This window comes from Streptomyces sp. JLBG701, from assembly GCF_058544905.1.
This window is the reverse complement of sequence record NZ_CM178588.1, coordinates 8,697,084-8,724,054: the sequence shown is the minus strand read 5'-3', so window position 1 is coordinate 8,724,054 and position 26,971 is coordinate 8,697,084. Positions and strand designations below refer to the sequence as shown.

The window sequence follows — 26,971 nt, the reverse complement described above, 5'->3', positions numbered from 1 at the left end:
AAGGTCCACGGCCTGGGGACTGAACGGCCCTGTCCTCAGGACACCTTGGGGCCGGGTGGCCCATGGACCGGCGCCGACGGCGGGCGCACGCTGGACACGGCAGTTCCTGCACCTGCCGGGAGGCACGCCATGAACACCACCCCTACACCGAGCATGCTGCGCGCGCTGCCCGCCGAACACCGGCACCGGCTCATGCGCCTCCCCCGCGAGGTCGCCTTCGCACAAGGAACGCGCCTGTTCGAGGAGGGCGGCAAGGCCGACCGGTTCTGGGTCGTCCGCACGGGCACGGTCGAGCTCGACATGCATGTGCCCGGCCGTCGCGCCGCCGTCATCGAGACCCTCCGGCACGACGAACTCGTCGGCTGGTCCTGGCTGTTCGCCCCGCACGTCTGGCACCTGGGCGCCGAGGCGACGACCCCGGTGCGGGCGTGGGAGTTCGACGCCGCCGCCGTCCGCCTGATGTGCCAGGACGACCCGGCCCTCGGCAACGCCGTCACCCAGTGGGTCGGCGACGTCCTCGCCCACCGCCTGCGCTCCGCCCGGACCCGCCTGCTGGACCTGTACGCCCCTTACGGCGCCGGCAGCCACCACTGACATCTCCGGCGCGGAGGTTCCGATGCGTACCGCAGTCCTCGACGTGACGACCCTGGAGACGCTGGTCTCCGCGGCCGTGGCCGCCCCGTCGATCCACAACACCCAGCCCTGGCGCTTCCGCCTGGACCCGGACGCGCTCACGCTGGAGATCCGCGCGGCCACGCGACGCGGCCTGCGCCACATCGACCCGACCGGGCGGGCCCTGCACCTGTCCGTGGGCTGCGCCCTGCTGAACCTGCGGATCGCGGTCGAGCACTTCGGCTGGGAACCGGTGCCCCGGCTGCTCCCCCGCCCCACGGAACCGGACCTGCTCGCCGCCGTGCGTCTCGGCGGCACCGCCATGCCCTCCTCGCGCCCTTCCCTCTACGACGCCGTGTGGCGCCGGCACAGCAGCCGATTCCCCTTCTCGGAGCGGCCGTTGCCCACCCCCGTGCTCATCGAACTCGTGGAGGCGGCCCACGCGGAGGGTGCCACCCTGCACCACCTCTCCCCTCGCCGCACCGACGCGGTGCTGCGGCACACCAGGGAGGCGGAGCACCGCAACGCCGCCGATCCCGACCGGGCCCTGGAGAGCCGCCGCTGGGTGGGCGACCCGCACGGCACCGGCCTGGGCATGCCGCCCGAGGTGCTCGGTCCCCAGGACTTCCGCGAGCACCTTCCGATGCGGGACTTCGGCGCCCACCGCCACCCGGCCCGGCTCACCGCCCGCCCCTTCGAGAAACGCCCCTCGATCGCCGTACTGTCCACCGCGCACGACCGCCGGACCGACTGGCTCCGCGCGGGCCAGGCCCTCGAACGGATCCTGCTCACCGCCACCGCCCACGGCGTCCGGGCGTCGCTCCTGCACCAGGCACTGGAATGGCCCGACCTCCGCGCCCAGCTCACCCCGTCGACGGACGCCGGTCTCCCCCACGCCCAGATGGTGATCCGCCTCGGCTACGGCCCCGAAGGCCCGACCTCACCTCGTCGCCGCGAAGCCCTGCTCCATCGGGAAGGCGCCTGACGCACCCGTGTCAGGACGGTGTGTGGGAGGTCTGCCGTGCGGTGGGCCGGGGTGCGGTCAGGTCGAGGAGGAGCAGCGCGTCGTGGTCGGGGGTGCCGGGTTCGGCGGTGTAGACGCCGAGGCGCCGGCCCGGGGTGCCATCCAGGTGCATGGACTGGGGGGTGAGGGTGATCGTGCCGACGTGGGGGTGGTGGAAGGTCTTGTGCGCCGGTTTGCGGCCGGTCACGTCGTAACGTTCCCAGAGTTTCGCGAAGTCCGGGCTCTTGAGGAGGAGTTCGCCGACGAGGGTGGTCAGGTCGGGGGCGTCCGGTGCGGTGCCGGCGAGGGCGCGCAGGCGGGAGACGCAGGCGCGGACCTGGTTGTCCCAGTCGGGGAAGAGGTCGCGGGCGGCGGGGTGGAGGAAGAGGTAGCGGGCGAGGTTGCGCTGCTTGGCGGGCCAGTCGTCCAGGCCGGCGTACAGGGCCAGGCCGCCGGGGTTCCAGGCGAGGACGTCCATGCTGCGGCTGACGATGTAGGCCGGATTGGGGCGCATCGTCTCCAGGAGCAGCCTGAGGTGCGGGCGCACGGTGCGGCTCGGCGCGGGCGGCGGCTCGGGGGCGTACCGCGCGGCGCGGGCGGCCAGCTCACGCAGGTGCTGGTGTTCCGCGTCGTCGAGCTGGAGGGCGCGGGCGAGGGCGTCGAGGACGGACGGGCTGGGGCGGGTCTCCTTGCCGCGCTCCAGCCGTACGTAGTAGTCGATGCTGATGCCCGACAGGGTGGCCAGCTCCTCCCGGCGCAGCCCCGGTGTGCGGCGCAGACCGGTACCCACGGTGAGGCCGACCTGCTCCGGGGTGGTCTGCGTGCGGCGGGCGCGCAGGAACCGGCCCAGCTCGGAGCCGCTGTCCCCGGCGCTGTGCTCGGATGCCGTGCTTCTCGGTGTCACGCTCCCCAGTGTCCACGCGGTCCGACCTGCGTGGGAGTCGGGTGGGGGGCCGTGTCACTACCCCCTGTCGTCACTCCCTGGAACGGCTCGGCCTGCGGCATCCCGCGAGGCTTCACAGGAGAGGCGAGGAGCCATCCGGGACCGTCAGCAGGGCCAGGTGGGCGAGGTCTCCGGGGGGTTGGGTCGTCACCGACCAGAGGGGGGCGGGGGCTCCGTCGGCGACGGCGGCGGGGGCGTCGGTCAGGTTCATGCGGTCGCGCAGACGGCCGTAGAAGTCCATCGGTCCAAGGCGGACCGCCCGTAGGCGGCGCGGGGCGGCGTACACGCCGATCCAGTCGCCCGGGTCGAGGACTCCTCGCAGCTGGCCGTCGATGCTCACGGCGGCGGGCCCGGACCGCTCGAGGACGCGCAGGGCGACGGGCTCGTCGGGGGCGGTGACGACCGAGCGGTCGAAGGCCATGTGCGGGGCGACCGGGGTGAAGACGAGGGCTTCCGCGCGCGGCGACACCACGGGCCCGCCGGCGGCGAAGCTGTAGGCGGTCGAGCCGGTCGGGGTGGCCACCAGGAGCGCGTCGGCGGAGTAGGCCGCCAGGAGCCGTCCGCAGATGTACACGCCGACCGACACCTGGCGGTCCCTGGCCAGCTTCTCCAGGACGACGTCGTTGAGGGCGGTGACGTTCAGGGGGATGCCCCAGTCGTCGTCGGTCTCGCAGTCGGGGCGTACCTGCGGAGGCGGCAGGAGCGGCCCGCGGCCGTACTGCATCCAGGCCTCCATGTCCGCCGGCACCTCCAGGCGGCGAGAGGCGCGCAGGGCGAGCAGCATGCGGCTGTCGATCCGGAGCCGGTCCTCGCGCACCGCGTCGAGGGCCGAGCGCACCCCGGCGGCCGGGACCTCCGTCAGAAAGCCCACGCGTCCCAGATCGACGCCCAGGACCAGGGCGTCGTTCTCCGCCGCCAGCCGGGCGCCGCGCAGGAAGGTGCCGTCCCCGCCCAGGGTGACGATGAGATCGGGATCGCCCGCCGCGTCCAGCTCCTCGCGGGCCGTACGCCGCCCGCCGTCGTGCCACACGTCGATGTCCGTGCACCGCACACCGCGCTCCTCGCACCACGCACGGACCACGCGGGCCGCCTCCACGGCCTCCACGCGCCCGCCGTGCACCACCAGACCGAGCCGACTCACTGTCACGGTTGCCTCCCAGACCACTTTGCACGCCGGGGCCCGGGGATGCCCACCGAACGGCGGTGGGATCACCGGATGTCGTCCGACCGCGCCTCAGTCGAAGGGCGTGAGGAACTCCCGTACGGACAGCGCCCGGTTCATGACGCGGGTGTCGCCGATCCAGCCGTAGAAGCCCTGACCGAAGCGTTCGTCGAACTGCGTGGCGCCGAGGACGAAGGGCTTGTCGAGAGTGGCGATGCCGGTCGACGGCTGTGTGGGATTGCGGGCGATCTTCGAGCCGTCCACGTACATCACCGTGCGCCGCCCGTCGTTGACGACGGCGATGTGCGTCCAGCGGCCCACGGGCACCGCGTGACTCCACGATGTGGGGTCGGCGTCCTGCCGCTGCGGATAGACCAGCGGTACGGTCCTTACCCGCAACAGCCGTGTGGTGGCGGTGAGTTGAACGTCCGCTGCCGACGATCCGACGTTTCACGGAGCCGACGGGTACGTTCGGCTGGGCGGGCCGGGGTGTCCGGCCCGCCCGTTGTAGTGGTTCTCCCGACGGATCGGGTGTCGTCAGGAGAGCTTGATCAGCGTGTAGTCGTCGCAGTATCCGGCCGAGGAACCGGAGTTCTTGTAGCAGTAGAGGCCGGCCGAGGTGGCGGAGGCGCCCGTGGTGAAGAAGATGGGCTGCTGGGCGTAGGACGTCGTCGAGCCCCGCAGATACGTCTCCGTACCGCCGAAGCTCTTCACACCGACCGCCACCTCCTCACCGGCGGTGGCGACCTTGGCCCAGGCGGCCAGCAGGTAGGTGCCGCTGGAGGTGAGGCCGCTCACCGTCTGGATGGCGCCACTGGCGCCGGCGGCGGTCTGCAGGGAGTACGTGCCGCTGCGGGCGTTGGACGCGACCACACTGGAGGCCGTACCCGTGCTCTGGGTCCAGGGAGTCAACGCGGCTGTCTCGAAGCCCGGGTTGGTGACCGCGTTGGTGGCGGACGACAGGGCCTCCACCGCGATGTCGTCGCAGTAACCGGCGCCGCTGCCACCGGAGTTCTTCCAGCAGTAGACCGTGGCCGTGGTGTTGGAGGAGCCGGTGGTGAACAGGACCGCCGCCTGGGTGTACGAGGTCGTCGCCACGTTGGTGAACGTCTCGGTGCCGCCGTAGCTCTTGACGCCTATGGCGAGGGTCTCGCCGGCGGTGGCCACCTTGGCCCAACCGGTCAGCAGGTACGTGGTGTTGGGGCTGAGGCCGGTCAGGGCCCGGTTGGCGCCGCTGCCGCTGGCCTGGGTGGTCAGCGCGTAGCTTCCGGTGCGGGCGCCCGACGCGGTGACGGACGGGACCGCACCGCTGCTCGTCCAGGGGCTCAACGCGCCCGACTCGAAGCCGGCGTTGGAGACGAGGTTGCCGCCGGTGCCGTTGTAGGCGCCGATGTTGGGCGTGGCCGTCGCGGAGACCGTGTTGCCGAAGGCGTCCAGGCCGCCGTTGTCACTGATGACCGCGCCGGCCCGGATCACCGCGGAGGAGGGGTAGACCTGGTAGGCGTTCTCGCCCGTGTACGTGGAGGAGGTGTCCGCGCCGCCGGGGTTGCGGAACTGCGGGTCGGTCACGACCTTCGCCGAGTCCGCAGGCTCGGAGGAGGGGTGGGCGCCGTAGAAGAGGTTGTTGGAGTACACGGAGCCCGAGCTGGTGGTGAAGTAGCCGCCGGTGCCGTAGTTGAAGACCGCGTTGTTGCGGAAGGAGAGGGTGCCGGTGACGCTCGATCCCCTGCGTGAGTACAGGATCGGGGTGTTCAGGCCGCTCCGGTTGACGTAGATGCTGTTGTTGTAGATGAGCGGGACGGCGGCCGAACTGCCGCTCTGGTTGGGGATGTTGCCGACGAAGTGGAAGACGCCCGTGCCGTGGGTCGCGGTGCCGGAGGCGGGGCAGCCGGAGTTGGTGCCGTCGTTCTCGCTGATGTTGTAGCGGATCACCGTGCCGTCACTGGGGACGGTCGAGGTCGGCTCGTTGGCGATGGTGAACGGCGGCATCAGCAGCATGAAGCCGCCGAGGTTCTGGTGGCTGTAGTTGTACTGGAACGTGGTGTTGTGGTTGCCCCAGTCGACGTCGTAGCCGGTGCCGTCGGCGCCGTCGACATGGCAGTAGACCTCGTTGTTCTGAACGACGGTGTCGTTGCTGCCGGACATCCAGATGCCGGCCGAGGCTCCGTTGCAGTACTGGCCCGACGGCGGGCAGGTGTCCTTCGCGCCGCCGTAGCCGGCCTTGTTGCCGTCGATGAGGGCGCCGTCGTTCTTGACCACGAGGATGTCGTCGGCACCGTCGTAGGTCATGGTGTTGCCGCGGATGACCGTGCCCGTGGTCTGGCCGGTGCCCTGGCCGTCCCCGTCCGGGGTGACGGCGACGGCGATCCGGTCCACGTGGTCGAAGGTGTTGTTCTCGACCACCACGTCGTCCCAGGTGGAGACCGGGGTGGTGTGGTCGGTCTGGACGCCGACGCCCGCGTTGGTGGAGTACCAGCCGCCCGACCAGCCGCTGATGTGGTGGATGTTCATGTCGTGCACCCGGATGTGGTGCAGGACGCCGCCGGAGCTGTTCTCGGCGAGGACACCGGAGCGGTAGGCGGGCGAGGACGCCGCGTTGGTCAGCTCCAGGCCGCCGATCTCCCAGTACTGCTGGTTGAGCAGGTGGATGACGGGGCCGGTGGCACCGCCCGCGTCGATGATCGGCTTGGCGCCGGTGCCGTAGGAGCCCATGGTGACGGGGCTGCCGGAGGCGCCCGAGCCGCCGGGGGTGAGCTGGCCGGCGCAGGTGGTGCCGGCGGCGAAGAGGATGCTGTCGCCCGCGGTGAAGGTGGTGCTGTTGACGCCGCTGACCGAGTTCCAGGGGCTGGCCTGGGTGCCGCTGCCGTTGCTGGTGGCCGAGCAGTTGACGTAGTAGGCGGTGCCCGCGGCAACAGCGGTGTGGGCCGGGAGGAGGAGGGCGCCCGCCAGCGTGGCGAGCAGGGTGAGGACGCGGGACGCACGCACGCCCGGGCGGTCCGATCTGCGACGCTTCATTGCGACGCTCCTTGCTGGGTGAAGGTGTCCGCCGCGCCGCGGGATGCGACGCGGGGCTTCCTGCACCGGGCGGGCCGGCCGAAGCCGAAGCGGACCCGCCCGGGGTCTGTGACGGGCCGCCTCAGCGCAGCCGCAGGGACGTTTCGAGGACGGAGGCGTGCCGCATGCCCGTCGGCAGAGTCAGGGAGACGGGCTCCCAGTCCACGCCGTCCTTGCTGCCTGCCGCTCCGTACCTTCCTTCGAGGAAGTGGTCGAAGATCATGACCAGTTCGTCTCCGCGGCGGAAGATCGACGGTCCTTCCACCACGGAAGGGGTGACCGGACCGACGGCGGAGGTGTGCGGACCGCCGGGGGTGTCGAAGGTGATCAGGTGGATGTCCTTGTGCGCGGTGGCGAGGTCGTTGGTGCCGCGTTCGTCCTTGTAGGCCATGAGGAATCCGCCGCCGTCCAGCTCCCGCACGGTGGCGTCGATGACCGAGTGGCCGGGGTCGAAGAAAACGGCGGGGGCCGAGAAGGTCCTGAAGTCCTCGGTGGTGCAGTACCAGATGCGGTGGTTCTGGCTGATGTGCTCGTAGTCGTGGCCCTCGGCCGTGCCCCCGACCTCGACGACCGACGACCAGATGAGGTGGTACAGCCCTCTCTCGCGGTCCAGGAAGAATTCCGGGGCCCAGGCGTTCTGGGCGCCCTCCACATCGACCATGACCGGGAGGAGTTCCTGGTCCGACCAGTTGAGAAGGTCGGCGGAGGTGGCGTGGACGATGTAGGGGCTCGTCCAGCCGTCGGTGGCCAGCAGATGGAACAGGCCGTCGGGGCCCACCCCGATGAACGGATCCCGCAGCCTGCCGGTGCCGACCGTTCCCCGCAGGACGGGCCGGCCGTCGTTCACGGGCACGAACGCGTGGCCGTCGTCGCTGTGGGCGAGGTGCAGTGCCTCGTCGGCGTTGGTGAAGTAGGAGACCACGTACATCGTGGGAGGGTCCTTCCGGGACGTCGGGGCAGGGGGCAGTCCCCGACGGTGAGGGCGTCGAGTGTCTGGAGGCCGCGGATCGACCGCCGGGAGTGGGTCAGGACTTGACCGCGCCGGCGGACATGCCGGCCACCACCTGGCGCTGGAAGAAGACGAAGATGACCAGCAGCGGCAGGACGCCGAGCAGGGCGGCCGGGAACAGGGTGGTCGGCTGCACGGTGTGCGGGTCGATGAAGGAGTACGCGTTCACCATGACCGTCCGCTTGTCGGGGTCCTGGAGGAAGACCAGCGGGACCAGCAGGTCGTTCCAGATCTGCAGGGCGACGAAGGTCAGCAGCGTGCTGGTGACCGGGCGCAGCAGCGGCAGGATGATCGTGAAGAACGTACGGAAGGCGCCGCAGCCGTCGAGTGCCGCCGCCTCCTCCAGGTCGCCCGGGATGGAGCGGATGAAGCTGGTGTAGAAGAACACGGCGACCGGGAGGTTCAGGGCCGTGTAGATGAGGATGATTCCCGCGTAGGTGTCCAGCAGGTTCAGGTCGCGCATCAGCAGGTACAGCGGCGCCACCACGACGAACACGGGCACGGAGGTGCCCAGGATGAACAGCCGGTACACGGCGGTCGACCAGTGCTGGGTGATCCGGGCGAGCGGATAGGCGGCGAGCGAGCCGACCACGGTGACGGCCACGCACGAAAGGCCCGTGATGAGCAGGGTGTTGAGGGTGCTGCGCCCGTAGTGGATCTGGCTGAAGGCGTCGGCGAAGTTCTTCAGGGTCAGCGAGTGCGGGATGCCCAGCGGGGAGCGGGCCACGTCCGCCGCGGTGCGCAGTGAGGTGACGACCGTGAAGAGGAAGGGCAGGACGAACAGCAGCGTGCCGAGGCACAGCAGCGCGGTGCCCAGGCCGCCGGTCAGACGGCGGAGCCGGACGCCGGGCGCCTTGGATGTCGTACGACTGCCGGGGAGGCGGTCGGTGGGCCGGGGACCGGAGACCGACGGGACGTCCGGCGCGGTGGTGTCTGAAGTCATGGTGGCGATCCGTCAGATTCCGTGAGAGGGCGTCAGATACGTCGCTCGCGCAGCCGGAGCAGGGAGGAGGTGGCGCTGGACAGGACGACCACGGTCACCAGGAGGACGACCGACAGCGCGACGCCGTAGGCGAACTTCCCGCCGCCGAAGACGTTCCGGTACACCAGCAGGGTCAGGGTGTCCGTGGCCCCGGCCGGGCCGCCGTTGGTCAGCACGAGGGGGAACTCGAAGACCTTCAGCGAACCGATGAGGCTCAGCGTCACGTTGACGGTGAGCGCGGGGGCGAGCAGCGGCCATTCGATGCTGACGAAGCGCCGCCAGCCGGTCGCGCCGTCCAGCGCGGCCGCCTCAAGGAGTTCGGTCGGCATGCTCATGTAGCTGGCGAGGAAGATCGCGCAGGAGTAGCCGGTGAACATCCAGATGTTGACCGCCGCCACCGAGTACAGCGCGGTGGAGGTGTCGCCGAGCCAGACATGGTTGAGGCCGTGCAGGCCGACCAGGTCGAGCAGGCCGTTGATGCCGCCGGTCGGGGCGAACAGATACGACCAGATGAAGGCCGCCATCACCGGTGAGATGAGCGTCGGTGTCAGCAGGACGACGCTGAGCGCCTTGCGGACGCCGGGGCGGCGGAACAGCATGCTCGCGAAGAGCAGCCCCAGGCCGTTCTGCATGACCACGACGACCACCGCGTACAGCACGGTGTGCCACAGGGCCGCGGAGACGGCCGGGTCGTCGGCCATGTCACGGTACTGCTGGGTGCCGACGAAGTTGGCGATCGGGCCGCCGAGGCTGTCGGTCATGCTCAGGTACACGCCGCGGGCCAGCGGATACAGCATGAAGGCGCCGTACAGGACGATCGCCGGAAGCAGGAAGGCCGCCATGGTGGCGCGCCGTCGGTGGAACACGAGGGTCCTCCTCTTCCCGGATGGCCGTGGTGGGGGCGGCCAGGAGCCGTCCTTGCGCCCCCACCACGGCGGACCAGGGGTGGCCGGGTTACTTCGCGGACGCCGCGGTCTGGATGTCCTTCAGCGTCTGCGCGGCGGACGCCGTGCCCAGCAGATAGGCCTGGATCTTGGAGCCGGTCGTGGTCTCGGCGGTGGCGCCGTACCAGGAGTTGGACGGGAGGATCCGGTAACGGCCGTCCTTGAAGGCCGTGGTGAAGGCCGTCGTCTCGGTGCTCTCCGGCGTGGTGCCGCCGGTGAAGGGCGACTCCGCGTGCTCGGCGTCCAGGTACTTGGCGAGGTTCTCGCTCTGCGACCAGAACTTGACGTACTCGCGGGCCGCATCACCTTGCTGGGACTGGGAGTTGACGCCCCACATGGTGCCGGAGAAGAGCATCCCGTTGGGCTCGGTGCCCGCGGCGCCGCCCGGCCAGGGAGCGAAGGAGACCGGGAAACCGGCCTTCTTGACGTTGGAGACCTGCCAGGCGCCCTGGTACCAGAAGGCGCTCTTGCCGGCGCTGAAGTCCTGCGGTCCCTGCGACCACTCGTCGGTACCGAGCTCGTTCTTCCAGTTGACGTATCCCTTGTCCTCAAGGGTCTTCAACTGCTCAAGCGAGCTCTTCCAGTCGGGGTCGAACGAGGCCTTGCCGGCCAGGAAGTCGGCGTCCCACTGCTTGTTCTTCTGGTAGACGACGGTCGAGCCGGCGGCCTGGAGGACCGAACTGCCGGTCCAGGCGCTCTTGTCGGGCAGCGAGATGGGGGTGATGCCGGCCTTCTTGACCTTGGCGAGGTCCGCGAGGAACGTCGGCCAGTCGGCGGGGACTTCGGTGATGCCCGCCTTCTTCAGCAGGTCCATGTTGGCGTACAGGCCGATGCCGATCAGCTCCATCGGCATGGCGAGGGTCTTGCCGTCGGACTGCGCGAACGGCTTGGCGTCCGGGGCTATTTGACTCGCCCACGACTCGTCGGACAGGTCGGCGAGGTAGCCGGAGGCACCCCATTTCTTCATCTTGTCCGTGTCGACCATGATGACGTCACCGGCCTTGCCGCCGAGCAGCTCCGGCTGGAGCTTCTGCAGGTAGGTGTCGTTCGCGGTGATGTACTCGAAGTCGACCTTGATCTTGGGGTGCGCCTTCTCGAACGCCTTGTTGATCTCCGCGACGTTGGCGGGCTCCGCGCCGCCGCCCTTCCATCCCTGCACGTGGATGGTCACCGTGCCGTCGCCGGAGGCACCGGACGACCCGCCGCCGCACGCGGCCAACGACACCGCCATGGCGGCGATCGTGGTGGCGACCGCGAGACGTCTCCCAGAGCGCTTCATTACACACCTCACCCGTCGGTACGCACCGACTTGTCATGTCTGAAGGGGTTTTTGAGTCGATCAGCCTGGTGCCGTGTGGGTGCAGCGCTGATACGTGTGGAAAAGGGCCGGTCGACCCGAGTTGCGGCGAACCTGCCTGCCGATGGCCGGGACTGTAACGCAAAACTTAGCTGACATCTATACGTAACTTTCCGTGGTCGGCCAGCCGGGCTGAAGCGGCCACACCTACCGGACTTCCCACGCAACCCCGTCACGTCCACCCTGTTCGCAGGGCCGAACCGCACGCCTGCCGCAGCTTCCATTGACCCACATGCAACTTATCGTTAAAGTTTCCTTGAATATATGGCTGGTGCGAGGAAGAGCAGGCTCTAAAGTCTTCGCGTGCCGGGTGACCGAGGTCGGGCAGAAGGAGTTCGGGTGGCAGGGCGGGTGACCATCGCGCAGGTGGCCGAGGAGGCCGGAGTCTCCGCGATGACCGTGTCCAACGTCATCAACGGCAAGCCAGGGGCCTCCGAGGAGACCCGACGCCGCGTCATGGAGGTGGCCGGGAAACTCGGCTACCGGCCGAACGTCTCGGCCCGCAACCTCAAGGCCGGCCGCAGCGGGCTCATCGGCCTCATCGCACTGGATCTGACCAGCCAGTACGGACTGGAGATCCTCCGGGGAGTCGCCGACGAACTCGCCGACGCCGAACAGGAACTACTGGTCAACGCCTCGTACCACGACGCGGTGCGGGAGAAGGACCGAATCGAGTTCCTGGCCCGCGGTCTCGTCGACGGCGTGCTCCTGATCGCCCCCGTCCTGGAGGACGACACGGTCAAACTGCTGCGCCGGCAGAAGCTGCCCTGCGTCGTCATCGACCCCCGGCGCCTGGACGTACCGCTGCCCCGTCTGAGCGTCGACAACTACCACGGCATGCGCGTCGGCACACAGCACCTGATCGAACTGGGGCACACCCGGATCGGCTACCTCCGCGGCGAGGAGGACCTCGAAAGCACGTCCGTCCGCTTCCAGGGCTTCGAGGACGCGATGCGGCTGGCCGGACTCCAGGTCGACCCGCGGCTGGTCGCCCCCTGCGACTTCTCCTACGCCTGCGGTTTCCGCACCGCGACCCGCCTCATCACCGACCACCGCCCTACGGCGATCGTCGCCGGCGCCGACCTGATGGCACTCGGCGCGATCGACGCCGCACGGGCGCTCGGCCTGAACGTGCCGGCCGACTTCTCCGTCGTGGGCTTCGACGACCTCCCGCAGGCGGCCCAGAGCTTCCCCGGTCTCACCACCGTCCGCCAGCCCCTCCACGACATGGGCCAGAAGGCGGCCCGCGCGCTGCTGTCCCTCATCGAAGGACAGCGGCTGCTCATGGAGCACATGGAGGTCGGCACCGAACTCGTGCTGCGCAACTCCACCGCGCCGCCGCCCGCCGGCGGGGCGGCGTGACCGCCGCCGCAGGCCCGCGCCCAGGGCTCGAACCTGCGGCCCCGCGTCAGTCCTCGTCCGCCGTCAGCCGCAGCGAAATGCTGTTGATGCAGTACCGCTGATCCGTGGGCGTCGCGTACCCCTCGCCCTCGAAGACGTGCCCCAAGTGGGACCCACACCGAGCACACCGCACCTCGGTCCGCACCATCCCGTGCGACCGGTCCGCGATCAGCTCCACCGCGTCGGTGTCCTTCGGGTCGAAGAAGGACGGCCAGCCGCAGTGGGACTCGAACTTCGTGTCCGAGGTGAAGAGTTCGGCGCCGCACGCGCGGCAGGAGTAGACGCCCTTGGTCTTGGTGTCGGTGTACTCACCCACAAAGGCGGGCTCGGTGCCGGCCTGACGCAGGACCGTGTACTCGGCCGGGGTCAGCTCGGCCCGCCACTGCTCGTCCGGCTTTTCGACGTCGTACGACATGAATGCCACCCCTTACTTCGCGAGACGGTCCAGGATCTGCGGGCCCAGGTCCGTCACGTCACCGGCGCCCATGGTGAGAACGAGATCACCCGGCTTAGCCATTCCCGCGATCGCCGACGGCACCTCCGCCTTGTCGTGCACGGCCGTCACGTCCGCGCCCGCGGCCCGGGCCGCCTCGATGATCAGGTCGCTCGTGACGCCGGGGATCGGGTCCTCACGGGCCGGATAGATGTCGAGGACGACCGACGCGTCCGCCAGGGAGAGGGACTGGCCCATCTCCTTGCCGAGTTCCTGGGTGCGGGAGAAGAGGTGCGGCTGGAACACGACGAGGATCCGGGCGTCACCCGCGGCGGCGCGCATCGCCTCCAGGTCCGCCGTCATCTCGGTCGGGTGGTGGGCGTAGGAGTCGATCACCTGCACCCCCGCCGCCTCGCCCTTGAGCTGGAGACGCCGCTTGACACCGGTGTAGGCGGCCAGCGCGGGCGCCAGCTCCGCGGCCGGAACGCCGAGCGCCACACCGGCCGCCAGCGCCGCGACCGCGTTGTGCGCGTAGTGCCGGCCGGGGACCGAGACCATGAAGGTGTACTCGGTGCCGTCCAGCACGACGGTCACCTCGCTCTTCAGCCCCTGCGCGACCACGGACAGAATCCGCACATCCGCGTCCTGCGACTCGCCGTACGTGACCACCCGGACGCCCTCGACACGGCGGGTCAGCTCCCGCGCGCCCTCGTGGTCCGCCGTGATCACCAGCGTGCCGCCGGGCACGATCTTGCCCGCGAACGTCTCGAAGGACTCGTAGATCTCCTCCATCGACGCGTAGTTGGCGTGATGGTCCAGCTCCACGTTGAGGACGATCGCGACCTCGGGCGCGTACTTGTGGAAGCTGCGGTCCGATTCATCCGCCTCGGCGACGAAGATCTCGCCCTCGCCGTGCAGGGCGTTGGAGCCGGGGGCGTCCAGGTCTCCGCCGATCGCGTACGACGGGTTCAGCCCCAGCTCGGTCAGTGACACCGCGAGCATCGACGTCGTGGTCGTCTTACCGTGCGTACCGGCGACCGCGATCGGCCGCAGCCCGTCCATCAGCCGGGCGAGCGCGTCCGACCGGTGAACCACGGCAATGCCCAGCTCGGCCGCACGGGCCAGCTCCGGATTGTCCGCACGGATCGCCGACGACACGACCACGCAGGTGGCGTCGTCGGCAAGGTGCTCGGCCGCGTGCCCGATATGCACGGTGGCACCCAGCGCGCGCAGAGCCTCGGCGGTAGCGGACTCCTTCGCATCACTCCCCGCCACCTTGGCCCCACGCTGCGCAAGGATCTTCGCGATCCCCGACATCCCGGCGCCGCCGATGCCGATGAAGTGCGGTCGGTCCATGGCGGTAGGAAGGCCGGGTGCCATGTGTTGTCTCCCTGTGCGTGGTGCGTAAGGCGGACGTTCGAGGGACCAGCCTATTGCTTGTCGAATGACGGTGACTGCACCCACCCAGGGGCGCGGGGCTGTATCAATGTGCGGCTACCGCCGCGTGGGCGCGACCAGCCACAGAGCACCCGCAGCCACAAACGCACCCCACCCCCACGGCACCTAGGCCTTACTGTGCGAGAACAATTTCAGCACCGGCACCCCCACCTTGTGCCGAGCCCGAGACGCCCAGTCCCGATGGAAGAACTCCTCCACGTAATGGGGATCGGTCAGCACGATCACCTCATCCGCCTCGATCTCATCGACCAGCGCCTTCAGCGCGTCCAGCGGATGGTCCTCGATAAGCCGCCCGTCCGCCTCGCTGCCCGCGCCCCGCAGAGCTGTGAGGGACACCGCCAGAGCCTGCTCACCGATGGCCTCCGCGTCCTTGCCCTCCGGCGTCTCCCGCTCACGCGCGGCCTCGTCGAGCTCGCCGAGGGCGATGTCGTCGATGGCCCGCAGCAGGCGATCCGCCTGGTCGCCGCGCGGCTGAAGGAGCACATGGAAGGCGACCGGCTCGTCCCCGTGCAAGGTCGTGACGAACTCCACGTCGGCGGACGTCAGGGCCTTCTCGATCATCAATACGCTTGTGAACACGACAGGCGCCCTTCTCCTCCGTGGGCCGTTGGCGGGCCCCTGCGGAAACCATCCTGCCCCGTGATCGCACGGGGGCTGCGAGATTTAGTGTGCCCGGCGGAAGCTAAACGGAACGGCAGATTCCGCCGAATTCAGGACCGACGGTAACGACCGAACAGGAAACCGGCCTCCTCCAGCAGGGAAACGAGTTCGAAGCGTCGCGGCACCTCGACCGAGGGCCCGCCCGCGATGCGCTGCGCGTCCCCGGCCGTGAGCATCGGGGAGAGGGTCAGACACAGCTCGTCGAGTGCCTCGGCGGCCACCAGCTGGCCGAGCAGCCGCGGACCGCCCTCGGTCAGCAGCCGGGTGTGCCCGAGGCCGGCGAGGGCGCTGACCACACGCGCGGGATCCACGCCCGCACCGTCACCGGCGACCACCACCCGGGCCCCCGCCTTCTCGGCGGCCGCGACCCGGTCGACCGGAGCCGCCGCGCCCGTCAGGACCAAGGTGGGCACCAGGGGCGAGGTGAAAAGCGGAAGTGAGAAGTCCAGGTCCAGACTCGCGGTGACCACCGCGATCACCGGCGCCGGCCCCTGTCCCGCCGCCTCCCGCAGCGCCGCGAACTCCGCACGCGCGCGTGCGGGACGGTACCCCTCCTGGCGTACCGTTTCCGCGCCGACGACCACCACATCGGCCAGCGCCCGCAGAGTGCCGAAGATCCGCATGTCGGTGGGGCCGGAGATGGGCTGCGAGCGACCGTCGTGCTGACCGGCCCCGTCGAGGGTGGACACCATGTTGGCGCGCAGCCAGGCCCCCTGCCCGCCGGGCCCGGACCCACTACCGGCCCCCGGCTCGGGGTAGGCATAGGCGGCGGCCAGCTCGTCGAACGTCCACTCCCGATCGACAAGACCCGCACCCGCCCCACCACTCCCGGGACTCTCGCCCGAGGCCTGGGCTGCTGTTTCGTACGTCACAGGGAACAGGCGTCGCATGTCGAGCAGTGTGGCACGGCGCCTAGACTGCTGAACCGTGTCGTCCTCCACCGCCGCCTCAGGCCTCAGCCCCATAGCCGACGCGGCCCCGCAGTCCCTGTGCGCCCGTGAACCGCGTGTCCCCGCGGACCGGCTGGTCGCCGAGATGGTGCCGCCGCCGCGTTTCGACTCGGTTCGCTTCAGCACGTACATCCCGGACCCGAACCAGCCCAGCCAGATCGAGGCCGTTCGCGTCCTCGACGGCTTCGCGGGCGGACTGGGCGGGGCGCACGCGGTGGGCGGCGGCAAACGCAGGCTGTTCGGTTTCGGCAAGGCCCCGAAGGCTCCGGCCGGGCCCCGCGGCGTGTATCTGGACGGCGGCTACGGCGTCGGCAAGACCCACCTGCTCGCCTCCCTCTGGCACGCGACCCCGGCCGAGCCCGCGCTCAAGGCGTTCGGCACGTTCGTGGAGCTGACGAACCTGGTCGGCGCGCTCGGCTTCCAGAAGACGGTCCAGACGCTCTCCGGCCACCGCCTCCTGTGCATCGACGAGTTCGAGCTCGACGACCCCGGCGACACCGTCCTCGTATCGACGCTGCTCGGCAAGCTCGTCGACGCGGGCGTCGCGCTCGCCGCCACCTCGAACACCCTGCCGGGCAAGCTCGGTGAGGGCCGGTTCGCGGCGGCCGACTTCCTGCGCGAGATCCAGGGCCTGTCCGCGCACTTCCGCCCGCTGCGCATCGACGGCGAGGACTACCGCCACCGCGGTCTGCCCGAGGCACCGGCGCCCTTCTCCGAGGAACTGGTGACGAAGGCGGCGTACGCCACCGAGGGCGCCTCGCTCGACGACTTCCCGCACCTCCTCGACCACCTCGCCAAGGTCCACCCCAGCCGCTACGGCGCCCTCACCGACAACCTCAGCGCCGTGTGCCTCACCGACGTCCAGCCGATACCCGACCAGTCGACGGCCCTGCGACTCGTCGTGCTCGCGGACCGGCTCTACGACCGTGAGGTGCCCGTCCTGGCCTCGGGGATGCCCTTCGACAAGCTGTTCAGCGAGGAGATGCTGAACGGCGGTTACCGCAAGAAGTACTTCCGGGCGATCTCCCGGCTGACCGCGCTGGCACGCGACGCGAAGTCGCTCGTAGAGCCTCGGTAGTCGCCGGCCGTCAAGGGCCGGTTCGCGCCATCCCAACCGCAGTTTTCACGCTCTCTTCGACCCGAAACGTGAAGTTAACCCTGCAAACAACTTTGCCGGGCTAACGTGTTCCTTGACCAACCATTGACCGTGTGTTGGTGCACAGAAAAGGTGCGGACGGGCTGAAGGGGGGCGCATGTTCCGAGGTACAACGGCTCGGGCCGTGCTCTCGCTCCTCGCCTCCACGCTGCTCACCCTGTCGTTCTTCGCTTTCACGGGGCCCTTCGCATCCGCGCATACTCCCCGTCAGGCCGAGGCCAAAGCCCGGCCCGGAATCGAGCTCGCCGGCAAGGCGCTGCAGGACGAGTCCGTCAGCTTCTGCGACCACGATCCCATCGGGGGCCCGACCGGTCCCCTGCGCTCCCGCGACCGGCAGCGCGTCGCCGATCTGGCATCCGAGGCGATGGATCTTCCGTTGCCTCCCCGGAGCTCCACCGTCGCGCCCGTGCCTGCCGTACCGGCAGCGCGCCACCGCACATCGAGACCTTCGACGGACCGCACCCCGGCCGCACTTCAGGTCTTCCGCTGCTGAGAACAGAGCAGTCCCCACCACCTCTGTCCTGAAAGCCCGACGCGCCCTCAGTGGCGCGCCAGCCCCGACGTGCCCGCATGGGCGCGCCAGGAGGAGTCACCACATCATGCAGCCCCTCTTCGACAACGCCCGCATGTTCGGACAGCGCCCTGAGGAGTTCGCCAAGCTCGCCGAAGGCCAGTCCCCACAGGTCCTGTTCATCACCTGCTCCGATTCCCGGGTCGTCCCGGCCCTGATCACGGGCGCCCGGCCCGGCGAGCTCTTCGAGCTGCGCACCGCGGGCAACATCGTCCCGCCGTACGCCTCCGAGCACCCCACCAGCGAGGCGGCCACCATCGAGTACGCGGTGGAGGTCCTCGGCGTCAAGGACGTGATCGTCTGCGGACACTCCCACTGCGGTGCCGTCGGCGCGCTGGTGCGCGGCGACGACCTGACCGCCGTACCCGCCGTGCGCGACTGGCTCGCGCACGCCACTCCGCGCCCGGAGGGGGCGGCCGAGGATCCGGCTGTCGCCACGGGGGTCCAGAGCCATGTACTGACCCAGCTGCTGCGGCTGCGCTCGTACCCGTACATCGCCGACAAGCTGACACAGGGTCAACTCAGGCTGCACGCCTGGTACTACGAGGTGCACACCGGCTCCGTGCTGGCGCACCGTCCGCACGCCGACGCCTTCACGGCCCTGTGAGCGCCGCGATGAACTCCGTGAACTCCATAGCCGCCAAGGGCAGGTCCCGCCTCCCCCAGTTCCGCTTTCCCCAGTCCCGCTTTCCCCATCTGCGGCAGGACTTCGCCGCCTCTCTCGTCGTGTTCCTCGTCGCGCTCCCGCTGTGCGTGGGCGTGGCCGTCGCCTCGGGTGTCCCGGCCGAACTCGGCCTGGTCACCGGCATCGTGGGCGGCATCGTCACCGGGCTGATGCGTGGCAGCAGCCTTCAGGTGTCGGGGCCGGCCGCCGGACTGACCGTGCTGGTCTTCGAGGCCGTGCGGGAGTTCGGGCTGCCCGTCCTCGGCGTGGTCGTCCTCGCCACGGGTGTGCTCCAACTCCTCATGGGCGCCCTGAAGTTGGGGCGCTACTTCCGGGCCATCTCGGTCTCGGTGGTCGAGGGCATGCTGGCCGGTATCGGACTCGTGCTGATCGCCGGGCAGTTGTACGCCATGGCCGACGCCAAGGCCCCGGCCTCCGGGCTCGGGAAGATCGCGGGACTGCCCGAGGCACTCGCCGAGGCCGCCCGCAGCACCGGGACTCTGGCCTCGCTCGCGCTCGGGACGGGCACCATCGCCGTACTCGTGCTGTGGAAGTACGTGCCGCGGAAGGTGCGTACGATCCCGGGCCCGCTCGCCGCGGTCGGTCTCGCCACGCTCGCCGCACTGGCGTTCAGCCTGCCGGTGGCGACCGTCGAAGGTGCGGGGCCTGCTGGACTCCGTACAGCCGCCTTCCCTGGACGCCTTCGGCGAGCTCGGGAACGTCGGTCTGCTCGGTACGGTCGTCGCGTTCACACTGATCGCGTCCGCCGAGTCGCTGTTCAGCGCGGCGGCCGTGGACCGGCTGCACGACGGGCCGCGCACCGAGTACGACAAGGAGCTGATGGCGCAGGGCGCGGGCAACGCGGTGTGCGGCGTGCTGGGCGCGCTGCCGATGACCGCGGTGATCGTGCGCAGCGCGGCGAACGTCCAGGCGGGCGCGCGGACCAAGGCGTCCCGGGTGCTGCACGGCGTCTGGCTGCTGCTGTTCGCGGCGCTGCTGCCGTCCGTGCTCGCGTACATCCCGATCCCGGCGCTGGCGGGCATCCTGGTGTACTCCGGCGCCAAGCTGATCCCCGTACGGGAGATCGTGTCGCTGTGGCGCGAGCACCGCGGTGAGGCGGTGATCCTGGTCGTCACGGCGGTGTCGATCGTCGCGGTCAGCATGTTCGAGGGCGTGCTCATCGGCCTCGCGCTCGCCGTCGCCAAGACGGCGTGGGAGGCCTCGCACCTCCGGCTTGAGGTCATAGACAAGGGCGCCGGGCCAGTCCAGGCGTACCTCTCAGGCAACGCGACCTTCCTGCGGCTGCCGAAGATCCTCGACAGCCTGGAGGCGCTCCCCCAGGACCGACCCGTCGAGCTGGACCTGTCCGGCCTGCACCACCTCGACCACGCCTGCCGTACGGCGCTGGAGAACTGGGCCGAGCGGCACAGCGCGGCCGGCACGGAACCCGTGCGGGTCACGGCACACTGAGCGCTCGGTTGCCTGGTCCGGGGCCGGTCGTGGCCCCGGACCAGGTGCCGGGCATATCGTTGCAGGAGCAGACATAGCGGACCTCTCGACGAGGAGGCCGGGATGCTCCAGGAGCTGCTGATCGCCGCCGCGGCGGCCGCGTCCGCGGGCGTGGTGTATGTCGCGGCGGCGGCACGGATCGTCAAGCAGTACGAGCGCGGGGTGGTCCTCCGCTTCGGGCGGCTCGCGGGCGCGGTCCGGCCTCCCGGGTTCACGCTGGTGATCCCGGCCGTGGACCATCTGCACAAGGTCAACATGCAGATCGTGACGATGCCGGTGCCCGCCCAGGAGGGCATCACCCGCGACAACGTGACCGTGCGCGTGGACGCCGTCGTGTACTTCAAGGTGGTCGACGCGGCGAGCGCGCTGATCCAGGTCGAGGACTACAAGTTCGCGGTCTCCCAGATGGCACAGACCTCGCTGCGCTCGATCATCGGCAAGAGCGACCTGGACGACCTGCTGTCCAACCGCGAGAAACTCAACCAGGGCCTGGAGCTGATGATCGACAGCCCGGCCATGGGCTGGGGTGTGCAGATCGACCGCGTCGAGATCAAGGACGTATCGCTGCCGGACACGATGAAACGCTCCATGGCCCGACAGGCCGAGGCCGACCGCGAGCGGCGGGCCCGCATCATCAACGCGGACGCCGAACTCCAGGCGTCGAAGAAGCTGGCCGAGGCGGCCCAGCAGATGGAGGACACCCCCTCCGCACTCCAACTCCGGCTGCTCCAGACGGTGATGGCGGTCGCGGCGGAGAAGAACTCCACCCTTGTCCTGCCCATCCCCGTGGAGCTGCTGCGCTTCCTGGAGAAGGGAGCATCGCCACCACAGCCGCCGCCTCCCAATGCTTCTTCCGAGTGACGTCGACAGGGTGCGCTGGACACGCCCAGCGGAATGCCGGATTTATCCTCATATCTTCATACGGTGATCACTCTCGTACGACGCGTCACCGCCGCCTGCGCCCTGAGCGCCGCCCTCGCCTCCCTCGCCGCCTGTGGCACCGCCCAGGCGCCGCACGCCGGACGTCCGGTCCCTTCGAAGTCCGCCACCGCACCCTCAAGGCCGCCCACACTCGCCCCCGGCCCCGCCGGTCTGACCCCCGTCTTCGAGAACGGCCCCCGGACCGCGGGCAGGACCGTCGCGCTCACCTTCGACGCCGACATGACCGCCGATCAGAGCGCACGGGCCGCCGGGGGCGAGCGCTTCGACAATCCGGGGCTCATCGCCGCCCTGCGCGCGCTGAAGGTACCGGCCACCGTGTTCATGACCGGGCGGTGGGCCGAGGAGTACCCGGTCCAGGCCCGGTCCATCGGGCGGGACCCGCAGTTCGAGGTGGCGAACCACTCCTACAGCCACTACGCCTTCACGGACGACTGCTACGGCCTGCCGACGGTCTCCGAGGACCGGATGCGGGCGGATGTGGAGCGGGCGTACGCCGCCTTCCGCAAGGCGGGGGTGCCGGACGCGATGCCGTACTTCCGCTTCCCCGGCGGGTGTTACGACCGCCGGGCCCTCAAGGCCCTCACCCGGGCCGGCGTCACCGCCGTGCAGTGGGACGTGGTGAGCGGGGACGCCTTCGCGACGGACGCGGACGCCGTGGCCCGGCAGGTGCTGGAGGGCGTGAAGCCCGGTTCCGTGGTCGTCATGCACTGCACGCGCAGTGCGGCCCCGACGACCGAACGGGCGGTGCGCACGATCGTGCCCGAGCTGCGCAAGCAGGGGTTCCGGTTCGTGAAGGTGTCCGAGCTGATCGGGGCGACGGGCGGGCGCCGCTGAGCCTCGTACGCTGGAGGGATGAGCGACGACGAACCGTCCTACGCGGAGTGCGTGCTGTGCCGGGAGCCGACCGAGTACCCGGACTCGCACAAGGGGATCACTCTCTGCCCCGTCTGCGAGTGGCAGGAGGCCCAGCGGACCGCCTGCTCAGGCTGACCGGCGGGACGTGAGCGCGCAGGCCGCCGCCGTGGCCGCGGATGTGAGCAGCGCTGCCGCCAGGAGGGGCGGCAACGGCACCGGGACCCTGCCGGACTGCGAGCCGCCGACCAGGCCGCTGACCGCGGCCTGCGCCGGGGAGCCCGACACCACCAGCGCCAGCAGGGCCGCCAGGAGGAGCGTGGGGACGGCGCGGCCGGGCGAGTGGAGGACCGGCCAGTTCGTGAGGGCACCGACGGCCGTGCCGAGCAGGGCGCACGCCAGGGCGGCCAGCAGGCCCGCCACGCCGGCGGCCACCAGGGACACCCGGGTGCGGTGGTCCGCGCTCGCCGGGTCGCTGATCAACGTCACGAGGAGGGTCGCGGCCGTGCCGAGTGCCGCAGCGGCGCCCAGCGCGACCAGGACGCAGGCCAGGTGTGCCCGTGCAGGTCCGGCCGCGGCCGTCCAGCCGAGCGGCCGCCATCTCCAACTCCGCCCGGGCGCCGGTGTCCAGGCTGTCCAGGCCTCGTCATGGGCGTGCGGGCGTAGGCGGCGGCACCGAAACGCTCCAGCGGCTTGTCGGCGGCGCGGGCGGCCCTCGGTCGGGGCGTCGAGGCCGACTAGGCAGGGCGGGCGAAATCCACTGCGGTTCGGCAGCGCCCTGAAGGGGCGCGGGGAACTGCGCGACCAGCCACGATGGTGCCGCAGACGATCGACGGCACATACCGGCATTCCAGCGGAGCACCTGGCACGCGGAGCAGGGTGGACTTGCCGGTGCCGTTGGCGCCCTCGACGCGGATCAGCGTGCCGGGCGGGACGGCGAGGTCGACGCCCTCGCAGGACCCAGGGGCCGCGCAGGCCGTAGCGGCGGCCCACGCCCTCCAGCCGTAGCTCAGGTTGCATGCGGACCATCCTCTCCCCCGGAACCACCACCCGGAGCAACCGATCTTCCGCCTGGCAGACTGGAGGACGTGACCAGTGACCCGGCCGTTCCCGGCGACAGCCCTTTCCGTTCCGAGCCCTCGGCGCGTGACGAGGCGCCGCAGTTCGTGCTGCCGCTCGTCGTGCGGATCGAGCGCGACGCTCCTCCGGCGCGCACGGACGCCCTGGAGACGGCCGCGCGCGCCGTACTGACGATCCTCAGCGACGAGCGGTCGCTCGGTGAGGGCGAGTGGGCGCAGACGATGCGGGACTGGCAGGACGCCCGGATCCGCAAGGTCGTGCGGCGGGCGCGCGGTGCCGAGTGGCGGCGGGCCGAGACGCTGCCCGGCATCACGGTCACCGGGAAGTCCGCGGAGGTACGGGTCTTCCCGCCCGTCCCCCTGGACGGCTGGCCCAAGGACCTGGCCAGGCTCCAGGTCTCCGGCACCGATCTCGACGACCCGGAACCGCCGGCCGCCGCCGACCCCGGCCTGCCGGTGCTCTGGATGAACCCGGACCTGGACATGTCGGCCGGCAAGTCGATGGCCCAGGCGGGACACGGCGCCCAACTGGCCTGGTGGGAACTGTCGGACGAGGAGCGCAAGGCCTGGCGAGACGCGGACTTCGCCCTCGCCGTCCGCACCGCGGACCCCGCCCGCTGGCCCGAACTCACCACAGCCGGACTCCCGTTGGTCCGCGACGCGGGCTTCACGGAGATCGCCCCGGGCTCGTGCACCGTGGTCGCCGACCACCCGGCGCTGCGGCCATAACTGGTGCCGGGCACCGGAGCTGTGGCGGAGCCCGCGTACGTGACGAATACCGGTCACTCCACGGTTGCCAGGAACCGCGGTTCTTTACCTACCCTTTGAACATCATCGCCGCCCCACACGTACCTCCTGACGCTGGCCAAGCGACAACTGCACCAACGACCAGTTGGATTCCCCGGGAGGCACCCTTGCGGCTCAACGGTACGGCTCTTCTCATCGCGGCCCTCGTCGCCACGGTAGGCGCGCTCGCGTTCCCCGTGTGGTCGTACGCCGACCGCGCCGGAACCGGGCAGGCGAACGTGGCGGCGTCGACGGTGAGCACCCGCTGGGGCCCGCTGACCGCCGCCGACCGCGACCTGATCGTCCGTGTGCGGCTCGCCGGACTGTGGGAGCTGCCCGCGGGTCAGCAGGCGATCGAGCGCGCCCCCAGCGAGGCGATCAAGGACTGCGCCGACCACCTGATCGTCGGCCACACCGACCTCGACAAGCGGGTCCGGATCATCGCGGCCCAGCTCAACGTCGAACTGCCGAACCAGCCGAACGAGCAGCAGCAGGGCTGGCTGGCGGAGCTGACCGCGGCACAGGGCGAGGAGTACGAGTACAAGTTCGCGAACCTGCTGCGGGCCGCGCACGGCAAGATCTTCCCGGCGATCGGCACCGTCCGGAACACCACCCGGAACACGCTGGTGCGCCAGCTGGCCTCGGACGCCAACCAGACCGTGCTCGACCACATCACGATGCTGGAGAAGACCGGCAAGGTCGACTTCGACGCCATCGCCAACGAGGTGGCCAACGCCACCACCGCCAGCCCGACCGGCCCCGCGGCACCCGTGCCGGGCCAGGTGGTCCCCTCGGCGCCGGTCGCCGAGGCAACCGGTGACGTCAAGACCACGTCGGAGCCGTCCCCGGGCGAGCCGGGCACGGTCAACACCAAGCGACCGGATCCGGTCGACTCGGAGGGCGTGCTCCAGTAGCGGGCACCCGCCTGGGCCGGGCCCGAACCTCAAATGTTGCTCTGAAGGTGCGGGGCGGGAGGTTCGGACCCGGGCGCCGGGGCCATACCTCCGTCACTGCGCGAAGGAGAAGGAGGGGGACGGACGATGAAACGACTGGGGACCGGTATCGGCTGGCGGCCGGAGATCGCGGACGCCGTGGAGAACATGCCGGGCATCGACTGGGTCGAGGCCGTGGCCGAGAACGTCTGCCCCGGACACCTCCCCGACTCCCTGCTGCGCCTGCGCGAGCGCGGGGTGACGGTCGTCCCGCACGGCGTCTCACTCGGCCTCGGCGACGCCGACCGCCCCGACCGGGCCCGGCTGACGGCCCTCGCCGAGCTGGCCGCGGCGCTGGGCTCGCCCCTCGTCACCGAGCACATCGCGTTCGTCCGGGCGGGCGGCCCCCTGACCGCGTCCCCGCGCCTTGAGGCCGGCCACCTGCTGCCCGTCCCGCGCACCCGCGACGCCCTCGACGTGCTGTGCGAGAACGTGCGCATCGCACAGGAGGCACTGCCCGTCCCGCTCGCCGTCGAGAACATCGCCGCGCTGATCGCCTGGCCGGGCGAGGAGATGACCGAGGGGCAGTTCCTCTACGAACTCGCCGACCGGACCGGCGTACGACTTCTCATCGACGTCGCCAACCTGCACACCAACCACGTCAACCGCGGCGAGGACCCGGCCAAGGCCCTCGCCGAACTCCCCCTCGAAGCCATCGCCTACGTCCATGTCGCGGGCGGCTTCGAACGCGACGGCGTCTGGCACGACAGCCACGCCCACCCGGTCCCCGAGCCGGTCCTCGCCATCCTGACCGACCTCGCGTCCCGCGTCTCACCGCCCGGCGTCCTGCTGGAACGGGACGAGAACTTCCCCGAAGCGGGCGAGCTGGAGCGGGAGTTGGCGTCGATTCGGGGGGCTCTCAGGAAGGGCCGGGCACAGGCCGAGTCCCTCGTCGGCCCCACCCCGGACGACCGGCCCTCCCCGGCGCCGCAGCCACACGCCTCCTCAACCTCCCCCGCCCGCCAGCGCCTCGCCCTCGCGCAGACCGCGCTGCTGTCCTCGCTCGTCGCCGGGACGCCCGTGCCCGAGGGGTTCGACCGGGTGCGGCTCGGGGTGCAGGCGCGGGCGCTCGCCGCCAAGCGGGCGGATGTCGTGGCGAAGGTCGCGCCGGAGCTGCCGCGGATCCTCGGGGACGGGTACCGGCCCGCCTTCCTGGCGTATGCGCACGGGCACCCGATGACCGGCGGCTACCGGCAGGACGCGCTGGACTTCGCCGGGCAGCAGCTGCTCGCCGGGCGGCCCGAAGAGGCCGGGGTGCGACGGGAGTTGCGCGAGTGGTGGCTGGAGCGCTCGGGCCCGGCCCCGCGCTCCCAGCGCCCGGCGGTACGCCTCGCGCGCGCCACCCGCCGGGTCCTGCTCCGCCGTTGAGGCATACGACGCAGCCCCCGTACGTCCGCGCCGCTCAGCCGCTAGGCGAGCCGCGCCACCTCGTTCACCACAGAGTGTGCCGGGATTAACACGGCGGCCGTGTCGCCGAGTTCGGGCATCCGGTTTGGCGCGCTTTGCCGTCGTATGCCCACGGCGTGCGCTCCCTCATCCTGCGTCCGGTGGGCACGATGCAACCTTTCCTCCCCATACGGCAGTTGGCGTAGACCCCGCAGTAATATGCCAAGGCCGCACCGGAAGCGCACTAGCGTGCGGTGCCGCAAGCAGGAGGCACCATGCGATCGCGATACCCCATCAACGGCAGGGGCATATTCAGTGGTACCGGGCTCATCATCACGGGCCTGACAGCGACCCTTCTGGCGCTGATCTTCCCGGTCTGGTCGTACGCCGACCGGTCCGGGACGGGAGTGGACGTGCTCAACGCCACGACCGTGTCGACGAAGTTCGGCCCGTTGTCGGCCCTCGACCGGGAGTTCGTCACCAAGGTCAGACTGGCCGGCCTGTGGGAGCTGCCCGCCGGGCAGCAGGCCGAGCAGAAGGGCACCACCGAGGCCGTACGGACGGCGGGAGCGCACCTCATCGAGGGGCACACCTTCCTCGACGAGCGGGTCCGCACCGTCGCGTCCCGGCTCGGGCTCGAACTGCCCAACGAGCCCAATGACCAGCAGCAGGGCTGGCTCAGTGAGCTGACGGCGGCTCAGGGGACCGACTACGACCGCAAGTTCGCCAACATCCTGCGCCTGGCGCACGGCAAGGTGTTCTCGGTCGTCGCCCAGGTCCGCGCGAGCACCCGCAACTCGCTGGTCCGCGACCTCGCCGACGACGCGAACGCGACCGTCCTCGACCACATCAAGGTCCTGGAGGCCACCGGGTACGTCGACTTCGACGCCCTGGCCCAGGACATGGCGGCCACGAGCACGCCCCCGATCACCAACTCCCCGGCCCCGCCCGGCCTGGTCGCCGACCCCGGCCCGGCCGTGCCGGTGACCCCGGCGGCGCCGACTCCGTCCCCGAGTTACACCCTCCCGCCGGCCGCCGCCAGCCCGCCGCCGCAGTGAAGCGGAAC

The 26,971-nt window shown here is 70.6% G+C and carries 25 protein-coding genes and 3 pseudogenes; 14 read left to right on the top strand and 14 right to left on the bottom strand.

The window, feature by feature from the left end:
* The first annotated feature begins 129 nt into the window (after positions 1 to 129).
* Together AC5DRG_RS40145 and AC5DRG_RS40140 are read left to right on the top strand one after the other, a co-directional pair.
* Positions 130 to 594, top strand: a complete 465-nt coding sequence (locus tag AC5DRG_RS40145; protein WP_491804771.1) for a cyclic nucleotide-binding domain-containing protein — start codon at positions 130 to 132, stop codon at positions 592 to 594.
* Positions 595 to 616: 22 nt separating this feature from the next.
* Positions 617 to 1,597 (top strand): Acg family FMN-binding oxidoreductase, encoded by a 981-nt coding sequence (locus AC5DRG_RS40140; protein ID WP_491804770.1) that lies wholly within the window; start codon positions 617 to 619, stop codon positions 1,595 to 1,597.
* A 10-nt stretch (positions 1,598 to 1,607) separates the two neighbouring features.
* Here the strand turns inward: AC5DRG_RS40140 and AC5DRG_RS40135 are convergent, their stop codons facing one another.
* The 8 genes from AC5DRG_RS40135 to AC5DRG_RS40100 form a co-directional block, all read right to left on the bottom strand.
* Positions 1,608 to 2,519 carry a helix-turn-helix transcriptional regulator gene (locus tag AC5DRG_RS40135; protein WP_491804769.1) on the bottom strand — a complete coding sequence of 304 codons (912 nt, stop codon included), beginning with the start codon at positions 2,517 to 2,519 and terminating at the stop codon, positions 1,608 to 1,610.
* 112 nt (positions 2,520 to 2,631) lie between these two features.
* Positions 2,632 to 3,705 carry an NAD(+)/NADH kinase gene (locus AC5DRG_RS40130; protein WP_491804768.1) on the bottom strand — a complete coding sequence of 358 codons (1,074 nt, stop codon included), beginning with the start codon at positions 3,703 to 3,705 and terminating at the stop codon, positions 2,632 to 2,634.
* 87 nt (positions 3,706 to 3,792) lie between these two features.
* Positions 3,793 to 4,119, bottom strand: a complete 327-nt coding sequence (locus AC5DRG_RS40125; RefSeq protein WP_491804767.1) for a LamG-like jellyroll fold domain-containing protein — start codon at positions 4,117 to 4,119, stop codon at positions 3,793 to 3,795.
* A gap of 138 nt (positions 4,120 to 4,257) precedes the next feature.
* Positions 4,258 to 6,735 (bottom strand): carbohydrate binding domain-containing protein, encoded by a 2,478-nt coding sequence (locus AC5DRG_RS40120; protein WP_491804766.1) that lies wholly within the window; start codon positions 6,733 to 6,735, stop codon positions 4,258 to 4,260.
* 121 nt (positions 6,736 to 6,856) lie between these two features.
* A complete protein-coding gene (locus tag AC5DRG_RS40115; RefSeq protein ID WP_491804765.1) occupies positions 6,857 to 7,702 on the bottom strand; it encodes a glycoside hydrolase family 43 protein in 846 nt (281 codons plus the stop codon).
* Positions 7,703 to 7,799: 97 nt separating this feature from the next.
* Positions 7,800 to 8,726: a carbohydrate ABC transporter permease gene (locus AC5DRG_RS40110; RefSeq protein ID WP_491804764.1), complete on the bottom strand. Its 927-nt coding sequence runs from the start codon at positions 8,724 to 8,726 to the stop codon at positions 7,800 to 7,802.
* Between the two features lie 32 nt (positions 8,727 to 8,758).
* Positions 8,759 to 9,631: a carbohydrate ABC transporter permease gene (locus AC5DRG_RS40105; protein WP_491804763.1), complete on the bottom strand. Its 873-nt coding sequence runs from the start codon at positions 9,629 to 9,631 to the stop codon at positions 8,759 to 8,761.
* A gap of 88 nt (positions 9,632 to 9,719) precedes the next feature.
* A complete protein-coding gene (locus tag AC5DRG_RS40100) occupies positions 9,720 to 10,988 on the bottom strand; it encodes an ABC transporter substrate-binding protein (RefSeq protein ID WP_491804762.1) in 1,269 nt (422 codons plus the stop codon).
* A gap of 417 nt (positions 10,989 to 11,405) precedes the next feature.
* On the opposite strand from AC5DRG_RS40100, the gene AC5DRG_RS40095 reads away from it, so the two are divergent.
* Complete coding sequence (locus tag AC5DRG_RS40095) at positions 11,406 to 12,428, top strand: LacI family DNA-binding transcriptional regulator (protein WP_491804761.1); 1,023 nt, start codon at positions 11,406 to 11,408, stop codon at positions 12,426 to 12,428.
* Positions 12,429 to 12,474: 46 nt separating this feature from the next.
* On the opposite strand, the gene msrB is transcribed toward AC5DRG_RS40095, so the two are convergent.
* From msrB to AC5DRG_RS40075, 4 genes are all read right to left on the bottom strand, one after another.
* Complete coding sequence (msrB, locus tag AC5DRG_RS40090) at positions 12,475 to 12,882, bottom strand: peptide-methionine (R)-S-oxide reductase MsrB (RefSeq protein ID WP_491804760.1); 408 nt, start codon at positions 12,880 to 12,882, stop codon at positions 12,475 to 12,477.
* Positions 12,883 to 12,894: 12 nt separating this feature from the next.
* Entirely contained in the window at positions 12,895 to 14,280 is a 1,386-nt protein-coding gene (murC, locus tag AC5DRG_RS40085; RefSeq protein ID WP_491804759.1) for a UDP-N-acetylmuramate--L-alanine ligase, read from the bottom strand.
* 183 nt (positions 14,281 to 14,463) lie between these two features.
* Positions 14,464 to 14,937 (bottom strand): indole-3-glycerol phosphate synthase, encoded by a 474-nt coding sequence (locus AC5DRG_RS40080; protein WP_491804758.1) that lies wholly within the window; start codon positions 14,935 to 14,937, stop codon positions 14,464 to 14,466.
* Between the two features lie 131 nt (positions 14,938 to 15,068).
* Positions 15,069 to 15,908: a pyrimidine reductase family protein gene (locus AC5DRG_RS40075; RefSeq protein ID WP_491804757.1), complete on the bottom strand. Its 840-nt coding sequence runs from the start codon at positions 15,906 to 15,908 to the stop codon at positions 15,069 to 15,071.
* Between the two features lie 37 nt (positions 15,909 to 15,945).
* On the opposite strand from AC5DRG_RS40075, the gene zapE reads away from it, so the two are divergent.
* The 7 genes and pseudogenes from zapE to AC5DRG_RS40040 all read left to right on the top strand — a co-directional run bounded on the left by zapE (position 15,946) and on the right by AC5DRG_RS40040 (position 21,800).
* Positions 15,946 to 17,046 carry a cell division protein ZapE gene (zapE, locus tag AC5DRG_RS40070; protein WP_491804756.1) on the top strand — a complete coding sequence of 367 codons (1,101 nt, stop codon included), beginning with the start codon at positions 15,946 to 15,948 and terminating at the stop codon, positions 17,044 to 17,046.
* Between the two features lie 175 nt (positions 17,047 to 17,221).
* Positions 17,222 to 17,617, top strand: a complete 396-nt coding sequence (locus AC5DRG_RS40065; protein WP_491804755.1) for a hypothetical protein — start codon at positions 17,222 to 17,224, stop codon at positions 17,615 to 17,617.
* A 106-nt stretch (positions 17,618 to 17,723) separates the two neighbouring features.
* Positions 17,724 to 18,302, top strand: a complete 579-nt coding sequence (locus tag AC5DRG_RS40060) for a carbonic anhydrase (protein ID WP_491804754.1) — start codon at positions 17,724 to 17,726, stop codon at positions 18,300 to 18,302.
* A 17-nt stretch (positions 18,303 to 18,319) separates the two neighbouring features.
* Positions 18,320 to 19,829 (top strand): annotated as a pseudogene (locus AC5DRG_RS40055) (SulP family inorganic anion transporter).
* 102 nt (positions 19,830 to 19,931) lie between these two features.
* Positions 19,932 to 20,729 carry a slipin family protein gene (locus tag AC5DRG_RS40050; protein ID WP_491804753.1) on the top strand — a complete coding sequence of 266 codons (798 nt, stop codon included), beginning with the start codon at positions 19,932 to 19,934 and terminating at the stop codon, positions 20,727 to 20,729.
* Between the two features lie 63 nt (positions 20,730 to 20,792).
* Positions 20,793 to 21,644, top strand: a complete 852-nt coding sequence (locus AC5DRG_RS40045; RefSeq protein ID WP_491804752.1) for a polysaccharide deacetylase family protein — start codon at positions 20,793 to 20,795, stop codon at positions 21,642 to 21,644.
* An 18-nt stretch (positions 21,645 to 21,662) separates the two neighbouring features.
* Positions 21,663 to 21,800 (top strand): hypothetical protein, encoded by a 138-nt coding sequence (locus AC5DRG_RS40040; RefSeq protein WP_491804751.1) that lies wholly within the window; start codon positions 21,663 to 21,665, stop codon positions 21,798 to 21,800.
* On the opposite strand, the pseudogene AC5DRG_RS40035 reads toward AC5DRG_RS40040, so the two are convergent.
* Both AC5DRG_RS40035 and AC5DRG_RS40030 read right to left on the bottom strand, forming a co-directional pair.
* Positions 21,792 to 22,241 (bottom strand): annotated as a pseudogene (locus tag AC5DRG_RS40035) (ABC transporter); the annotation flags it as partial. The gene AC5DRG_RS40040 and the pseudogene AC5DRG_RS40035 overlap by 9 nt on opposite strands.
* A gap of 286 nt (positions 22,242 to 22,527) precedes the next feature.
* Positions 22,528 to 22,682, bottom strand: a pseudogene (locus tag AC5DRG_RS40030) (ABC transporter ATP-binding protein); the annotation flags it as partial.
* Positions 22,683 to 22,750: 68 nt separating this feature from the next.
* On the opposite strand from AC5DRG_RS40030, the gene AC5DRG_RS40025 reads away from it, so the two are divergent.
* The 4 genes from AC5DRG_RS40025 (at position 22,751) to AC5DRG_RS40010 (ending at position 26,963) form a co-directional block, all read left to right on the top strand.
* Complete coding sequence (locus AC5DRG_RS40025; RefSeq protein ID WP_491804750.1) at positions 22,751 to 23,470, top strand: peptidyl-tRNA hydrolase; 720 nt, start codon at positions 22,751 to 22,753, stop codon at positions 23,468 to 23,470.
* Between the two features lie 185 nt (positions 23,471 to 23,655).
* The gene (locus tag AC5DRG_RS40020) at positions 23,656 to 24,441 is read left to right on the top strand and encodes a DUF4142 domain-containing protein (protein ID WP_491804749.1); all 786 of its coding nucleotides are present in this window, start codon (positions 23,656 to 23,658) and stop codon (positions 24,439 to 24,441) included.
* A 126-nt stretch (positions 24,442 to 24,567) separates the two neighbouring features.
* Positions 24,568 to 25,887 (top strand): MbnB/TglH/ChrH family RiPP precursor modification enzyme, encoded by a 1,320-nt coding sequence (locus tag AC5DRG_RS40015; RefSeq protein ID WP_491804748.1) that lies wholly within the window; start codon positions 24,568 to 24,570, stop codon positions 25,885 to 25,887.
* A gap of 293 nt (positions 25,888 to 26,180) precedes the next feature.
* Positions 26,181 to 26,963: a DUF4142 domain-containing protein gene (locus AC5DRG_RS40010; protein WP_491804747.1), complete on the top strand. Its 783-nt coding sequence runs from the start codon at positions 26,181 to 26,183 to the stop codon at positions 26,961 to 26,963.
* The last annotated feature ends 8 nt before the right edge of the window (positions 26,964 to 26,971 follow it).

Excerpts from the sequence above, each read along its gene's own strand:
- AC5DRG_RS40145 (WP_491804771.1), top strand. The coding sequence starts at position 130 with ATGAACACCACCCCTACACCGAGCATGCTGCGCGCGCTGCCCGCCGAA.
- AC5DRG_RS40140 (WP_491804770.1), top strand. The coding sequence starts at position 617 with ATGCGTACCGCAGTCCTCGACGTGACGACCCTGGAGACGCTGGTCTCC.
- AC5DRG_RS40120 (WP_491804766.1), bottom strand. The coding sequence starts at position 6,735 with ATGAAGCGTCGCAGATCGGACCGCCCGGGCGTGCGTGCGTCCCGCGTC.
- AC5DRG_RS40115 (WP_491804765.1), bottom strand. The coding sequence starts at position 7,702 with ATGTACGTGGTCTCCTACTTCACCAACGCCGACGAGGCACTGCACCTC.
- AC5DRG_RS40110 (WP_491804764.1), bottom strand. The coding sequence starts at position 8,726 with ATGACTTCAGACACCACCGCGCCGGACGTCCCGTCGGTCTCCGGTCCC.
- AC5DRG_RS40100 (WP_491804762.1), bottom strand. The coding sequence starts at position 10,988 with ATGAAGCGCTCTGGGAGACGTCTCGCGGTCGCCACCACGATCGCCGCC.
- msrB (WP_491804760.1), bottom strand. The coding sequence starts at position 12,882 with ATGTCGTACGACGTCGAAAAGCCGGACGAGCAGTGGCGGGCCGAGCTG.
- murC (WP_491804759.1), bottom strand. The coding sequence starts at position 14,280 with ATGGCACCCGGCCTTCCTACCGCCATGGACCGACCGCACTTCATCGGC.
- AC5DRG_RS40075 (WP_491804757.1), bottom strand. The coding sequence starts at position 15,908 with ATGCGACGCCTGTTCCCTGTGACGTACGAAACAGCAGCCCAGGCCTCG.
- AC5DRG_RS40065 (WP_491804755.1), top strand. The coding sequence starts at position 17,222 with ATGTTCCGAGGTACAACGGCTCGGGCCGTGCTCTCGCTCCTCGCCTCC.
- AC5DRG_RS40060 (WP_491804754.1), top strand. The coding sequence starts at position 17,724 with ATGCAGCCCCTCTTCGACAACGCCCGCATGTTCGGACAGCGCCCTGAG.
- AC5DRG_RS40050 (WP_491804753.1), top strand. The coding sequence starts at position 19,932 with ATGCTCCAGGAGCTGCTGATCGCCGCCGCGGCGGCCGCGTCCGCGGGC.
- AC5DRG_RS40040 (WP_491804751.1), top strand. The coding sequence starts at position 21,663 with ATGAGCGACGACGAACCGTCCTACGCGGAGTGCGTGCTGTGCCGGGAG.
- AC5DRG_RS40015 (WP_491804748.1), top strand. The coding sequence starts at position 24,568 with ATGAAACGACTGGGGACCGGTATCGGCTGGCGGCCGGAGATCGCGGAC.
- AC5DRG_RS40010 (WP_491804747.1), top strand. The coding sequence starts at position 26,181 with ATGCGATCGCGATACCCCATCAACGGCAGGGGCATATTCAGTGGTACC.